Raw genomic sequence first — 13,743 nt, 5'->3', positions numbered from 1 at the left:
CGAACTGGCTCATTAGAGGCCCGCTTTGGGCGCACCAACGCGACACGGATTGCGGCTCGGTGTGATTTTCCAGTAATTTCATGATTCGCTTGCCGGCGGATGACCGTCGTCGGAGGGGGCTTTGTCCCGGGGCGCGGCGCCGATCGTGATCGTATTCCTGCGCCATGTCGCGGGTGGCTTGCCGAATTCCCGCTTGAACGCGCGATTGAATGAGGCTTCCGATTCGTACCCGGCAGCCTCGGCGATCGACGCCAGCGACGAATCAGTGAGTCGAAGCTGCCGCGCGGCGAGCTGCAGGCGCCACAGCGCCAGATATTGCATCGGTGGTAGCCCGACCAGTTCGGTAAAGCGCTGTGCCAGCCCCGAACGCGAGATGCCAACTTCGCGGGCGAGAGCTTCCACGGTCCAGGCGTACACCGGCCGCGCATGCATCAGCGCGAGTGCTCGCGCGACGAAGCGATCACGTAATCCCGCCAGCCACCCCTTGCGATCATCGGCCATCGTGCCGACGTAACGGCGAACCGCTTCGACGAACATCAGCTCAGCAAGCTTGGCCAGCACCGTGGCGCTGCCCGCCTGCGCGGAGGCCGCCTCCTCGGTGGCGAAGCGTAGCGACGATTCGAGCCACGACGCGCCGGATCCGCGCATGCTCACCTTGAACAGCCTGGGCAGCGCGGAAAGCAGGGGGTTGCGTGAATTATCCTGCATGGAGAGAAAGCCGCACACCATGCGAGTGAGTTCGCCACCGCCGCCGTGGACGAGTGTCATGACTTCACCCGGTTTCGCCTGGACACGACTGGCCAGTATCGGCGCCAGGAATTCCGGCAACAGATCGGTGGAACTGCCTAACACGTGGGTCTCGCCCTGCGGTACCACGATGACATCGCCTGCCTCCACCTGCAGCGTGCTCGCCGGTTCGCCTGGCAGCATCGCCCAGCACCTTCCTTCTGTCACGAGATGGAACGAGACGACGTTCTCGGAGGGCGGCAGGTATGCCGAGCAAAGCGCCGAATCAGCCTGCCCGATGACGCACCAGGGCGCCGAAAAGCTGCCGTCGAGGTGAACTGCCCCCGTCAACTGGATGACGCGCAACACATCGGAGAGAGCATCCATGGCACCGGTTGCCCAATGTTGGGGCCACGCACAAGAAATCCGGAGGACCGGCTATTCAATCGCGCGCTTACCGTCAGGATACTAGCACCGTGCCTGAAGGCCAACACACGCAAGAAGATTCGATTGAAGCAGGGCAGCAATAAGGGTTGTGGCGTTCTCCGCGAATCAGGCGGGTGATGCACGCGTTGTATGCGCCTACTCCAGACGAACCTGGCGATTTGCGAATGCACCGGCGTGCACCGTGCACCGTGCGACGGCGTCGGACCTTAATAGTCCCTCGACCGCATTTTTACAGCAGCACCAGCTGCAACCCCAACCCCAGCCCCGTCTCCCAAGGAGAACCGTCATGTCCGCAGTCCATTCACCTTCTCTGCCCGATACCGATCCCGCCGCCCTCAGGATCCGGCATGCCGTTGCCGGTGTTCAACCACCTCTCTCACAACCTTACGTCGATTCCGCGCGCTACGCCAAATGCGTGGAAGTGTCCAGGCGCGTCCGGTGGGACATTGATCGCGACGTGCTTCGCCATCGGGATTTCGACTTCACGAAGAAATTCCTGCCAGATGGCCTGTCGTTCGTCGATCGCCTGCCGTTCCTGAACGGCAACGAGCGCCGCCTGCTGTCGCAGATCCAGGGTCGCTCGTATGCCAATATCTTCGGCCTGGTCGAGCGGTTCATCGGCGCCAAGATGCTTGAGGTGAGCCGCGACCACTGGCTTGGCAACCAGATCGCACTTGAGGCGCTGGTTCGCTTCACCGACGAAGAGCTAAAGCACCAGGCGCTGTTTCGCCGTATCGAGACCATGATCGGCGCCCGGATGCCCGCGGGATACAAGTTCGAACCGCAGCCCGATGACGTCGCGTCGTTCGTACTGGGCAAGTCGACCTGGTCGGTGCTCGCGCTGACCTGCCTCATTGAACTGTTCACGCAAGCCCACTACCGGGCCAGCATTGAGCCGGACAACGAGCTCTCACCCCTGTTCAAGGATGTGTTCCTGTTCCACTGGAAAGAGGAGTCGCAGCACGCGATTCTGGATGAACTGGAATGGGTCCGTGAGAACGCGAAACTTTCGCCGCAAGCACGCGATGCGGCCGTGGACGACCTGATTGCGCTGGTCGGCGCCATCGATGCCATTCTGCAAGCCCAGGCGGCAGCAGACACGCGCTACTTCATCGAACTTTGCAACCGGCCCACGACAACGGTCGAGAAGGATACCGTGATGAACACCGTCCTTGCCGCCTATCGCTTCCAATACATCGTGTCGGGCGTGCAGATCCCGCGCTTCGACAAAACGCTCAACGCAATGATCTCGCCGGCGCAAGCGCGCCGGATCGGCGCCGCGCTGGCGCCGATCATGGGCTGACAGGCAATCGATAACACGGAGTCCAACATCATGGCAATGACATCTCCCGACGGTTTCGACGTCGCTGCTTTGCGCGCGCGGGTCCTCGCAACCTACGACCGTGTCGCGCGCGACCCCACCGGCGAATTTCACTTTCATCGCGGCCCGCGTTACGCAGTCGAGTACCTTCGATATGACCCGGACGAGCTAGCCTCGCTGCCGGATGCAAGCACCGCTCGTTTCGCAGGTGTCGGCAATCCGCTGCGCATCGGTCCGATCCATCCTGGCGAGACGGTCCTGGACCACGCCTGCGGCGCAGGCATGGACCTGCTGCTGGCAGCGCGTCGCGTGGGACCGGGCGGCCGTGCCATCGGCGTCGACATGACACCCGCGATGCGGGATGTCGCAAAGACTGCCGCTGCAGAAGCCGGACTGGGTGAGATCGTCACGGTACATGCCGGATTGGTGTCGGCGGCCCGAAGGAGATCGCGGCATCTGAAGGTCTCGGGGCGCCGAAAAATCGACCACTGACAAAACCGCGACTTGATTGGAGACAGTGATGGACGTGCAGATCCGTAACCCAACGACGGTGAACCCGACGCCCGTGATCGCATTGCATTGCTCGGGTGCGGGTGCGGGACAATGGCGGCTGCTTGGCAGCGCGCTCGACCCGTGCCACGCGCTCTTTGCACCCGAGCATTACGGCTGCGACAGCTCTGGCCCATGGAGTGGCGTGCGCGCCTTTACCCTGGCAGACGAGGCGGCGAGAACGATCGACATCATCGATCGTGCCGGTTGCAAGGTGCACCTCGTCGGTCACTCCTATGGCGGAGGCGTCGCGCTCCATGCGGCTGTCGAGCGATCGCATCGTATTGCCAGCCTTACCCTCTATGAGCCGTCGGCCTTTCACCTGCTGAAAGCGATCGGCGCGCACGGGACGGCCGCGTTCGCCGAGATCCGGGCGATTGCTACGAAAACCGCAGAGGCGGTATGCACCGGCGACTACATCGGCGCGGCCATGTCGTTTGTCGACTACTGGAGCGGCCCGGGCGCGTGGGCCGCGCTACGGCCGTCCGTGCAAGCCGCGCTGGCACGCTGGACGCCGAAAGCACCGCTGGATTTTCGCGCGCTGATCGAGGAGCCGACGCCCATGGCCGCATACGGCGACCTCGATTTTCCCGTGTTGATCATGCGGGGCGAACATGCGCCCGCGCCGACGCGACTCATCGCGGAAGCGTTGCCTGCACTCATGCCCGCCGCCAGTCTTGTTGTCATCGAAGGCGCCGGTCATATGGGCCCGCTCACGCATACGCTCGAAGTCAACGCTGCGATTGTGCGGCATATCGGAAGTGCGGAAGTGCGGGAGCGCGGCTGGCGCTCGCCTGACTCAGGAACAGACGTGCTGGTTGGTGCTCGTGTGCTAGATTAGTGCCGGACTTCGAACGGGGGGGTGACAAGTGTGGCGGGATTCAGGTAGATGGAGTCGCTGATCACCGCCGCGGCGCGTGCGCTCGCTGCGGGTGACCCCCTTGGCGCGCTGAACCGGGTCGCCTTGCGCGACGATGCGCCTGCGCTCGCGCTTCGCGGCATCGCGATGGCACAGCTTGGGGATCTCGCCCGGGCCAAGGCGCTCGTGCGAAGCGCGGCGCGCGCCTTCGGCCCGAAAGAAGCCGTGGCCCGCGCCAGGTGTGTCATTGCCGAAGCCGAGATCGCACTCGCCTCGCGCGACCTGGGCTGGCCCGCCAGGGCGCTCGACGCAGCACGATCAACGCTCGAAGCGCACGGCGACCACGTCAACGCCGCGCATGCGCGGTATCTCGAAGTCAGGCGCCTCCTCCTGATCGGGCGTCTCGACGACGCCGAACATACGCTCGCCGGGCTCGACTCTTCGCCCTTTCCACCTGCCGACTTTCCGCCTGCATTAAAGACCGCCCACGAGCTGGTCGTCGCCGGGATCGCAATGCGACGCCTGCAATCGAAAACGGCGCGCGCCGCGCTCGATCAGGCCCAGCGCGCCGCACGCCTCGCGGGAATCCCCGCGCTGACGGCGGAGGTTGAAAACGCGTCCCTCATCCTGAACACGCCCGCGGCGCGCCTGATTGCGCGTGGCGAAGAGCGGCTCCTGCTGCTGGATGAGGTGGAAGCGCTGCTGGCGTCGAAAGCGCTCGTCGTGGACGCATGCCGCAATGTCGTGCATGACGCCGGCAAGGTGGTCTCGCTCGCCAGGCGTCCCGTGTTGTTCGCGCTCGCACGCACACTGGCCGAAGCGTGGCCCGAAGACGTACCCCGGGAAACGCTCATCGCGCAGGCATTCCGGACGAAGCACGCCGATGAATCGCATCGCGTGCGATTGCGCGTTGAAGTCGGGCGGCTTCGCACCGTGCTTCGGGAAGTGGCCGGCGTGAGCGCCACGAAGCGAGGATTCGCGCTGGTGCCGGGCCACGCGCGCGAAATCGTCGTGCTGGCGCGTCCCGTCGAAGACAAGCACGCGGCGGTGCTCGCCTTCCTTGCCGACGGTGAGTCATGGTCAAGCTCGGCGCTGGCGCTGGCGCTTGGCGCCAGCCAGCGCACCGTGCAGCGGGCGATCGATGCGCTTGCGGCAGCGGGCAAGGTGCAGTCGTTTGGTCACGGGCGAGCGCGTCGCTGGGTGACCCCGCCCGTGCCGGGATTCGCGACGACCTTGTTACTCCCCGCGCCCCTGCCAAGTGACTAGGATGTACACATGCAACCAGTGACGAGGACAGAGAAATGAAACACTCAGCAGCCGAAATCATCCGTGAATACGGACCCTTTCCAGGTATCGACAACGTGCATGGCGTCACCTATGACGGTCAGCAAGTCTGGTTCGCTACCGGAGACAAGCTGAACGCCCTCGATCCGGCGAGCGGCAAGACGCTGCGCTCAATCGATGTCGCCGCGCACGCAGGAACGGCTTTTGATGGCCAGTACCTCTATCAGATCGCCGAGAATCGCATCCAGAAGATCGACCCGGCAACCGGCCGCGTACTTGGCACGATTCCGGCGCCCGGCAGCGGCGGTGACTCGGGCCTAGCGTGGGCCGAAGGAACGCTCTGGGTGGGGCAGTACCGGGACCGGAAGATCCATCAGGTCGATCCCCAGACCGGGGCGATTCTCCGCACCATCGAGTCCAACCGCTTTGTCACCGGGGTCACGTGGATCGACGGAGAACTCTGGCACGGCACCTGGGAAGGCGACCAGAGCGAACTGAGGCGAATCGATCCTCGAACGGGCGTGGTCCAGGAGAAGGTCGAGATGCCGCCTGGCGCCGGCATCTCGGGACTCGAGTCCGATGGCGGCGACCAGTTCTTCTGCGGTGGCGGGAGTAGCGGGAAGGTCAGAGCCGTCCGCCGACCCAGGCGAGGCGCCGCGGCTGGCGGGGACAACGGGATCGCCGCCGATACCAGGAGCAAGTAATCGAAGCGGCCGTCGCGGCCGAGGTTGCGCAAGCCAGGACGACAAGGCGCGCCACCCTCGGCGGCAGTGATGCAGCTGCGAGGCAGGACTCAAGCGGCGCGCGACAAGTGGCGGGGGCAGATGGGTTTTGATTATTAATTGACCGATCGGTTGGTTTATTTTAGGATGTGCCGGCGCCATAAAGAAAAGAGACCCCGGAGACATCATGCCCCTGCGCCCCCGCCTTGCCTGCGTTGCGTCGACTGCCGCCATCCTCGCCCTCGGCGGCATCGTGGATATTCCCATTGGTCTTGCGACGGCACATGCGGCCTCGGCCCCTGCCGCGCAGCAGGTCGTGATCAAGCGGGACGAGTATGGCGTGCCGCATATCTACGCGGACACCGCCTACAAGCTTTTCTATGGCTATGCCTATGCCGTCGCGCAAGACCGGCTGTTCCAGATGGAGATGGCAAAGCGCAGCACGCAAGGCACGGTGGCCGAGGTGTTCGGCGAGAAGTTCGCCAAGTTCGACCTCGCAACGCGCGGCAACTACTGGCCAGCGGCGATCGAGCAACAAATTGCAGCCTTGCCGAAAAAGGAGCGCGACATTCTCGATGGCTATGCCGCCGGGATGAATGCGTGGATCGCGCAGGTCCGTGCGCGGCCCGACACCTTGATGCCCAAGCAGTTCAACGATGCCGGCTTCAAGCCTTCAGACTGGAGCGCATTCGACGTGGCGATGGTGTTCGTCGGCACCATGGCGAACCGCTTCTCCGACAGCACCAGCGAGGTGGACAACCTGGCGCTGCTCACCGCCCTGAAGGACCGGTATGGCGAAGCGCGCGGCATGGATCTGTTCACTCAGTTGAAGTGGCTCGTCAACCCGAAGGCGGTCACCACCATCGCCGCCGGCGAGCGTACTTACCCGATACGGCTCGGCGCCCCGGCAGCTACCGGTGACCTTGCATACACATTGCCGCGCTACGACGGACCGCTTCCGATGGCGGAGCGGCCCGCGCGCGGCGACGACGGCATGCTGCTCGCGCTCGACGCGCAGGCCAACCGCGACACCGTGTTCGCCCAGTATGCGCAGAGCGGCGCCAACGGCCTTGCCGGCTTCCCGACCACCAGCAATATGTGGGTGATCGGCAAGCAGCGCGCGCGCGGTGCCAAGGCGATCATGCTCAACGGGCCGCAGTTTGGCTGGTTCAACCCTGGTTACACCTACGGTATTGGCCTGCATGGTGCGGGCTTTGATATCGTCGGCAATACGCCGTTTGCTTACCCCTGCATCCTGTTTGGCCACAACGGCAAGATCTCATGGGGATCGACTGCCGGCTTCGGCGACGACATCGACATGTTCGCCGAGCGCGTCGACCCCACCCGGCCAGACTTCTACTGGCACAACGGCAAGTGGGTGCAGATGCAAAAGCGCTCCGAGATCATCCACGTCAAGGATGGCGCGCCCGTGACACTCGACGTCTACCGCACCGTGCACGGCATCGTCATGCAGCGCGACGACGCCACGCACACCGCCTATGCCAAGGCACGCGCCTGGAGTGGAAAGGAAGTGCAGTCGCTCCTGGCGTGGACCCATCAGGCGCAGGCGCATGACTGGAAGAGTTGGACAGCCCAGGCCGCACGACAGGCCCTGACCATCAATTGGTACTACGCGGACCGCCAGGGCAATATCGGATACGCACACACCGGCGCCTATCCGCATCGTCGGACGGGCCACGACCCGCGCCTGCCGGTGCCCGGTACCGGGGAATGGGACTGGCGCGGCGTGCTGCCGTTCTCCACCAACCCGCAGGTCTACAACCCGCGCTCGGGCTATATCGCCAACTGGAACAACTCGCCTGAGCAGGGCTACCCGGCCTCTGATCTGTTTGCCTTCCTGTGGGGCGCAGCGGACCGCAATGTCGAAATCCAGCATCGCATCGAGGCGCACGCGACGCTCGACAGCGACGATGCCTGGCAGATACTGAAGGACACCAGCCGCTCGGACCTGAACGTGCGGCACTTCCTGCCGTTCATCCGCAATGCCGCGGCGGCGCTGCCTGCCGATGACCCGCGCCGCCGCCTTGCCGATACGCTGGCGGGCTGGAACGGCATCAACGACGACCCGCGCGACACCGGAAAGTACGCCCGGCCCGGCTCGGCCATCATGAATGCCTGGCTCACGTCGATGCTGGCAAGGACCGTCGTCAAGGCGGTTCCGGCGCCGTTCGACAAGTGGTACATGGCCAGCGGCTACGAGACGACGCAGGATGGCCCCACCGGCTCGCTGAACCTCAGCACGGGCAGCAAGGTTCTTTATGAGGCGCTGCTGGGACCTCGCTCGGCCATTCCCCAGCGCGTGGACCTGTTTGGCGGCGCTGCGCCAGACGACGTAATTCGCGCCGCACTGGGCGACGCCTGGACATTGCTGTCGGCCAAGTACGGGGACGATATCGCGCGGTGGCAACCGCCAGCCGTGATGCTCACCTTCCGCGCGAACAACTTTTTCGGCATTCCGCAGGCGGATGCGGCCGAAGCCATCCGCGTGCCGGAGTACCAGAACCGTGGGACGGAGAATGACCTGATCGTGTTCGGCAGTGCCGCCGCTGCCGGCAAGACGCAGGCATGGGATGTGGTGGCACCGGGGCAAAGCGGGTTCGTCGCGCCGGATGGCACCCGCTCACCGCACTACAGTGACCAGCTCGCCCTCTATACTGGCTTCGGCCGCAAGCCGCTGCGCCTGGAGGCGGGCGAGGTCGCGCGACATACGCGCAGCGAGGAAAAGGTCACGGTCGCACCTCGGTAGATCGTCGCTGGCAGGGTCTGGCTGACGGTCTCGGGTTGATCGTTGGCGTCGGACACGGTAGGTGTTGTCACGTTAAGCAGAACACCTTGCATGCAAGGGCATGCGCGTCGCTCTCAAGAAAAGTTCTGACGGTGGACGGATTTCTCGGATTTTGGGTGAGGCCGGGGAAAAAAATGCCGCGATTGGAACTGTGCGGCGAGTTGTTTGCCGTAGTGTGAAGGGGAACGGTAGCTACGCTGCGCCCGCAGAGCGTCAGACAAAGCGCCAACGGTATCCACCGTCGTCCCCCTGCACAGCACCCGCTGAAGAACCAGCGAAATGCGAGCTGAACAAAGTTGCCTCCGTGTTGGCCGCATAGTCGAGCACCCATTTGCGCGATTCCGTTGCACGGTCCTTATCCGCGCAAAATGCGGAACTCCACTCCGGGCGGAACACCTGAATCGGGTGATGCATCACATCGCCGCAAAAAAGCGCTCGTGCGCCAGCCGAGTCGATCTCGATTGACATGTGACCGGCGCTATGTCCCGGCGTCGGATGAAAGCGGATGCCCGGCATATACTCGCCGCCTTCCGGGCCGATCTCGTCTGCGAGGCGCTCCTCGATGACGGGCAGCACGCTGTCCTCGAACACTATCAGTCGATTGGCCGCTGCGGGTGTGTCGTAGTACTCGCGCTCCGCACGCGCGAACACATATCGCGCGTTCGGGAAAGTCGGCACCCAGCGCCCATTCTCGCTCCACGTATTCCAGCCGACGTGGTCGACATGCAGATGCGTGAGCAGAACGAGGTCGACTTCATCGGGCCGCACGCCGGCATTTGCGAGGCGCTCGAGATACGGCGTGTTCAACTGATGAAAGATGGTGCTGAAAGGCCGGTCCTTGCCATTGCCGCTGGCAGTGTCGACGAGAATAGTGCGACCGCCCATGCGTATGACCCAAGTATGGATGCTAAGCAGGAAGGTTTCCTCGTTCGCATCGACATGGTGGGGCGCGAGCCACGCCCGATGCTCGTCCAGCACGGCCGGATCGAAATTCGCAAAGAGCATGCCGGTCTTCAGTGAAAACAACTGTTCGGTGACGCGTGTGATTGTCGCGTCGCCGACACGATAGCTGGTGGAAGGACCAATCATGACGCGGACTCCTCTCTGGTTCGATCGGGCTGACCCGCATCGCCGCCGCACCAGGGTGACGACTCGCGTGTGATGCTGGCCATATAGGTCGCCATCGTGTTACCTCATCCGATTGGCGTTCCGTGTTATCAACGAATTGCGGTGGTTGCGACCACGTCTCCACTATCGAGGATCGTGTCGCTTTGCGCCAATGCCGATAGCTGGCCCGGCGATGCCGCTGCGGCATCACGAGCGGTAGCCCGGGCCTTAGGCGGCTCCGTACGCCCCGATTTCGTCGCGGCATGCCTCGACTGAGCCAAGGAACCGCTGCAGCACGGGATTGGGATTCGTGTCCACATAGGCGAATGCAAGCGGCATCGAGATCGACAGGTCAGTGAACTCGACGAACTGCGCACGCGCCGGCGGCCGCGCGCGGTTCGCAGAGTTGACGATTGCAGCACCGATACCCGCCGAAACCAGCGACAGAATCCCCGCTTCGGTCGATACTTCCTGCACGACGTTGAGCGTCAGCCCGCAGCTTCGGCATGCGCTCACCAGCGTATCGTGATACGCGGGGTAGACTTGCCGCGGAAACGCGATCATCGGCCTGCCGTTCAACTCGCGCGCGGCTATCAGCTTGCCTGGCTCAAGCCCCCAGTTGCGTGGCGCCGCAAGCACGACGCCGTAGCCTGCAAGCGGCAGAAGGTTGACGGAGTCTGGCATCTCGCCGTACGTGTAGACGAAGCCGCCGTCGATCAGGCCAGACATGATCGCGGCCAGTTGCTCCGGCGTATTCATCGGCGACACATGAATGCCGACGTTCGGAACATCTCGTTGGAAGCGGCTAAACGCCTCGGGGACAAGGCCGTCCCAACTCGCGTTCTCCACTACCCCAATGCGCAGGCTTCCTTGCAGCCCCGATGCAAAGAGGCCCACCGTACGTGTGGCAGATTGAATGATGCCAAGCGCCTTGCGCACCTCGCGCAGGAACAACTCGCCCGCGGCGGTTAGCTTCACTCCCTGCGGTGTACGGTCGAAGAGACGCACACCAACTGTCTCTTCGAGGTCCTGAATCTGCCGCGTGATCGCTGGCTGTGTGATGTTGATGTGCTCCGACGCGAGCCGGAAGCTTTGGTGTTCCGCGACCGCGATGAAATACCGAAGATGGCGTAGTTCCACGGCCTGGCTCGAAGTTGTCACGCTGTACCTCCTTCCTGTTTGCAACCTGCCAGTTACCGGTGGGTCAATGCGGCGCGTGGCTGTCATGCCTGCGCCGGCAGGATACCCCTCTGAAGTTGCATGCCGAGACGATATCAGAGCTTGGCAGTTTAGCCGCGCAGGACACCAATGTATCGAAGGCGACACGCCGCGTCAGCGCCCGATGCCTGTCAGGCATCACGGACAGCGGAAACGGCATTGGAAATGCTTAGTGGCTTGGGCAATAGTGCATGCGACACCGGCTGCAATCCTGGCAGCCGGATCTCAGCAGATACACGGAGACACGCATGCCGGACCAACCATCGTTAATCGCGACTGACATTGACTATGACCGCAAGGGCTTTCAAAGCGGGACCTTGCGCGTACCGTATTCACATGACCGCTCGGCCTACGGCCACATCCCGGTGCCGATTGCCGTGCACAACGGCGCGGATGGTCCCACGGTCCTGCTGACCGGCGGCAACCACGGCGATGAGTTCGAGGGCCCGATCGCATTGATGAAGATGCTGCAACACCTGCCCGGCATGGCGATCACGGGCCGGTTGATTGTGATTCCCGCGCTGAACTTCCCCGCATTCCTGAATGGCTCGCGGACTTCGCCGATCGATAAAGGGAACCTGAATCGCGTCTTTCCTGGGGCGCGCAACGGCCAGATCACTGAAATGATCGCGCACTACGTCGACACGGAACTCTTCCCGCGCGCTGACGTGATCTTCGATCTCCACGCCGGCGGCGCCTCGTTCGACCACTTGCCGACATTGTTGGCCGCGCTACCGTCCGATCCTGCACGCCACGACGAATACGTGCGCCTGGTCAATGCCTTCTCGGCGCCGCATACCATGATCATGGACTTGCTCGGCGAGGACAGAACCTACGGCGCTGCCGTTGAGCGGCACGGGAAGCTATTCCTTTGCGGTGAGTTCGGCGGCTTCGGCACGTGCAACCCTGAAGGTCTCGCGATCGTCGAGCAGGGGCTGGCGCGCCTGTTGCACGCGCTGGGCGTCACGCACGAGGCGGCGCCTGCGCCCCGGCATGAAACGCGTCTGATCGCGGTCGACGGTGCCACTCACTATCTCTTCGCCCCCCGGCATGGCGTGTTCGAGCCGTGCTTTCAGCTCGGCGAAACAGTCAAGGCTGGGCAACTCGCCGGCCGCCTATTCGATCCCCACGCTCCTTGGGAGCCTGCGCGCACGCTGCATTTCCAGGCTGACGGGCTGGTCGTGTGCATCCGTTCGTTCGCCGGCGTCCAGCCGGGCGACTGTATCGCATTGCTCGCGTCCGATGCGAGCTGGCACTGAGCCCCGCGGCGCCCGCCGTGCGGAAGCGCCGCCAAGCAACACAAAACTCAAGAGAGACTGAGATGGCCGCCATTGACACTGCCACCGCCCGGCCCGCGCCGGATGTCCGCAGCGCTAGCCCCTTGCTCGACATCTATGTCGTGCTGACATTGTTCCTCTGCTTTGTCTTTTCCTATATCGACCGCCAGATTGTGAGCATTCTGGTCCAGCCGCTGAAGATTTCGCTATCGTTGAGCGACACGCAAATCGGCATGCTGCAAGGAATCGCATTCACGCTGTGCTATGCCACCGCTGGCGTATTCGTCGCCAAGCTGGTGGATCGGTCCAACCGCGTCAGGCTGATTGCAGTATGCGTGGCGATCTGGGCGGTATCCACTGCTATGTGCGGCACCGCACATAGCTTCGGCGAACTTCTGGTCTGGCGTGCCGGCACTGCGATTGCAGAGGCCGCGCTGAGCCCGGCAGTGATGTCGATCTTCAGCGACATGTTTCCGCCGCGCAAGGTCACGCGAGCCACCAGCGTCTTCATGCTGGGGCCATACATCGGCGGGGGTGTTGCGCTGCTGGGCGGCGGGCTCTTGCTTGGATGGACGGACAATCCCTCAACTCAGGGCTGGCTCGCCAGGGTCGGGATACAGCCGTGGCAATTGGCATTCTTCGTGGTCGGCCTGCCGGGGCTCCTGCTAGCGCTACTCGTCTTCTTGTCGATTCGTGAGCCCGCGCGGCTTGGCGTGGCACATCAGACGGCAGACGATGCGCCACCCATGCGCGCCGTCGTGCACGAACTGGTGGTCAGGCATCGATTCTTTGTACCGTACTTCTTCGGCTACGTCGCGCTGATCCTGCTCTTCTATTCGCATTCGGCATGGTTTCCGACTTTGTTGATCCGCAAGTTCGGGCTGACCGCCAGCGAGGTGGGCAAGCTGGCCGGTCCCGTCTACATGCTGGGCGGCATCGCTGGCGTGATCAGCGCCAGCTTGCTGGTGGGCAAGGTGCGTGACGACGACGCCTTGCGCAAGGTGCTGCGCATCGCCGCGGGCGCTGCCGCCCTCCTGATCCCGGCCGCCTGCGCCGCGCCGCTTGTGCCGGCATTGCCTGTGGCGCTGGGGCTTTATGGCGTGTGTGCATTCGCTGCGAGCATTGTGATGGCACTTGCACCGGTGCCGGTGCAAATCGCGTTGCCAAACCGGATGCGGGGGCGAGCCGTGGCCTTGTTGGTGTTCCTGACCAACACGATCAGCGGTGGCGTCGGTCCGTTCGCCGTGGGTTGGATCAATGAGCGCCTGGCCGACCCGAGAGTGGGGCTGTCAGTGGCGCTTGCGGTGGTTGGCACAAGCGCGGCGATGGCGAGCGCAGTGCTCTACTTCATCGCGACTCGCAGGGTACCGAAGTCTGCCTAAGCCTGCATTTGCTGAGACTGAGGCCTGCAATGCGCCGCTGTGCGA

At 63.6% G+C, this 13,743-nt stretch carries 11 protein-coding genes; 8 read left to right on the top strand and 3 right to left on the bottom strand.

Annotated elements, in window-relative coordinates:
* Positions 1-78: 78 nt before the first annotated feature.
* Positions 79-1,113: an AraC family transcriptional regulator gene (locus ACZY0R_RS32740; protein ID WP_488864333.1), complete on the bottom strand. Its 1,035-nt coding sequence runs from the start codon at positions 1,111-1,113 to the stop codon at positions 79-81.
* Positions 1,114-1,459: 346 nt separating this feature from the next.
* Between ACZY0R_RS32740 and ACZY0R_RS32735 the strand changes: the two genes are divergently transcribed.
* The 6 genes from ACZY0R_RS32735 to ACZY0R_RS32710 all read left to right on the top strand — a co-directional run bounded on the left by ACZY0R_RS32735 (position 1,460) and on the right by ACZY0R_RS32710 (position 8,675).
* On the top strand, positions 1,460-2,476 hold the full coding sequence (locus tag ACZY0R_RS32735) for a hypothetical protein (RefSeq protein WP_488866309.1): 1,017 nt from the start codon (positions 1,460-1,462) through the stop codon (positions 2,474-2,476).
* Between the two features lie 30 nt (positions 2,477-2,506).
* Entirely contained in the window at positions 2,507-2,986 is a 480-nt protein-coding gene (locus ACZY0R_RS32730; protein ID WP_488864331.1) for a methyltransferase domain-containing protein, read from the top strand.
* A 28-nt stretch (positions 2,987-3,014) separates the two neighbouring features.
* Complete coding sequence (locus ACZY0R_RS32725; protein WP_488864329.1) at positions 3,015-3,884, top strand: alpha/beta fold hydrolase; 870 nt, start codon at positions 3,015-3,017, stop codon at positions 3,882-3,884.
* Between the two features lie 48 nt (positions 3,885-3,932).
* Entirely contained in the window at positions 3,933-5,168 is a 1,236-nt protein-coding gene (locus ACZY0R_RS32720) for a helix-turn-helix domain-containing protein (protein WP_488864327.1), read from the top strand.
* Positions 5,169-5,203: 35 nt separating this feature from the next.
* A complete protein-coding gene (locus ACZY0R_RS32715; protein WP_488864325.1) occupies positions 5,204-5,890 on the top strand; it encodes a Vgb family protein in 687 nt (228 codons plus the stop codon).
* Between the two features lie 205 nt (positions 5,891-6,095).
* On the top strand, positions 6,096-8,675 hold the full coding sequence (locus ACZY0R_RS32710) for a penicillin acylase family protein (RefSeq protein ID WP_488864323.1): 2,580 nt from the start codon (positions 6,096-6,098) through the stop codon (positions 8,673-8,675).
* A gap of 252 nt (positions 8,676-8,927) precedes the next feature.
* Here ACZY0R_RS32710 and ACZY0R_RS32705 read toward each other — a convergent pair whose 3' ends face one another.
* Together ACZY0R_RS32705 and ACZY0R_RS32700 are read right to left on the bottom strand one after the other, a co-directional pair.
* The gene (locus ACZY0R_RS32705; protein ID WP_488864321.1) at positions 8,928-9,803 is read right to left on the bottom strand and encodes an MBL fold metallo-hydrolase; all 876 of its coding nucleotides are present in this window, start codon (positions 9,801-9,803) and stop codon (positions 8,928-8,930) included.
* A 246-nt stretch (positions 9,804-10,049) separates the two neighbouring features.
* A complete protein-coding gene (locus tag ACZY0R_RS32700) occupies positions 10,050-10,982 on the bottom strand; it encodes a LysR family transcriptional regulator (RefSeq protein WP_488864319.1) in 933 nt (310 codons plus the stop codon).
* 305 nt (positions 10,983-11,287) lie between these two features.
* On the opposite strand from ACZY0R_RS32700, the gene ACZY0R_RS32695 reads away from it, so the two are divergent.
* Entirely contained in the window at positions 11,288-12,298 is a 1,011-nt protein-coding gene (locus tag ACZY0R_RS32695; protein WP_488864317.1) for a succinylglutamate desuccinylase/aspartoacylase family protein, read from the top strand.
* A gap of 62 nt (positions 12,299-12,360) precedes the next feature.
* Positions 12,361-13,698, top strand: coding sequence for an MFS transporter (locus ACZY0R_RS32690; protein ID WP_488864315.1), 1,338 nt, complete (start codon positions 12,361-12,363; stop codon positions 13,696-13,698).
* Positions 13,699-13,743 lie beyond the last annotated feature (45 nt).

This window comes from Cupriavidus sp. F041 (genome assembly GCF_057814235.1).
This window is presented reverse-complemented; position numbering and strand designations above follow the sequence as displayed.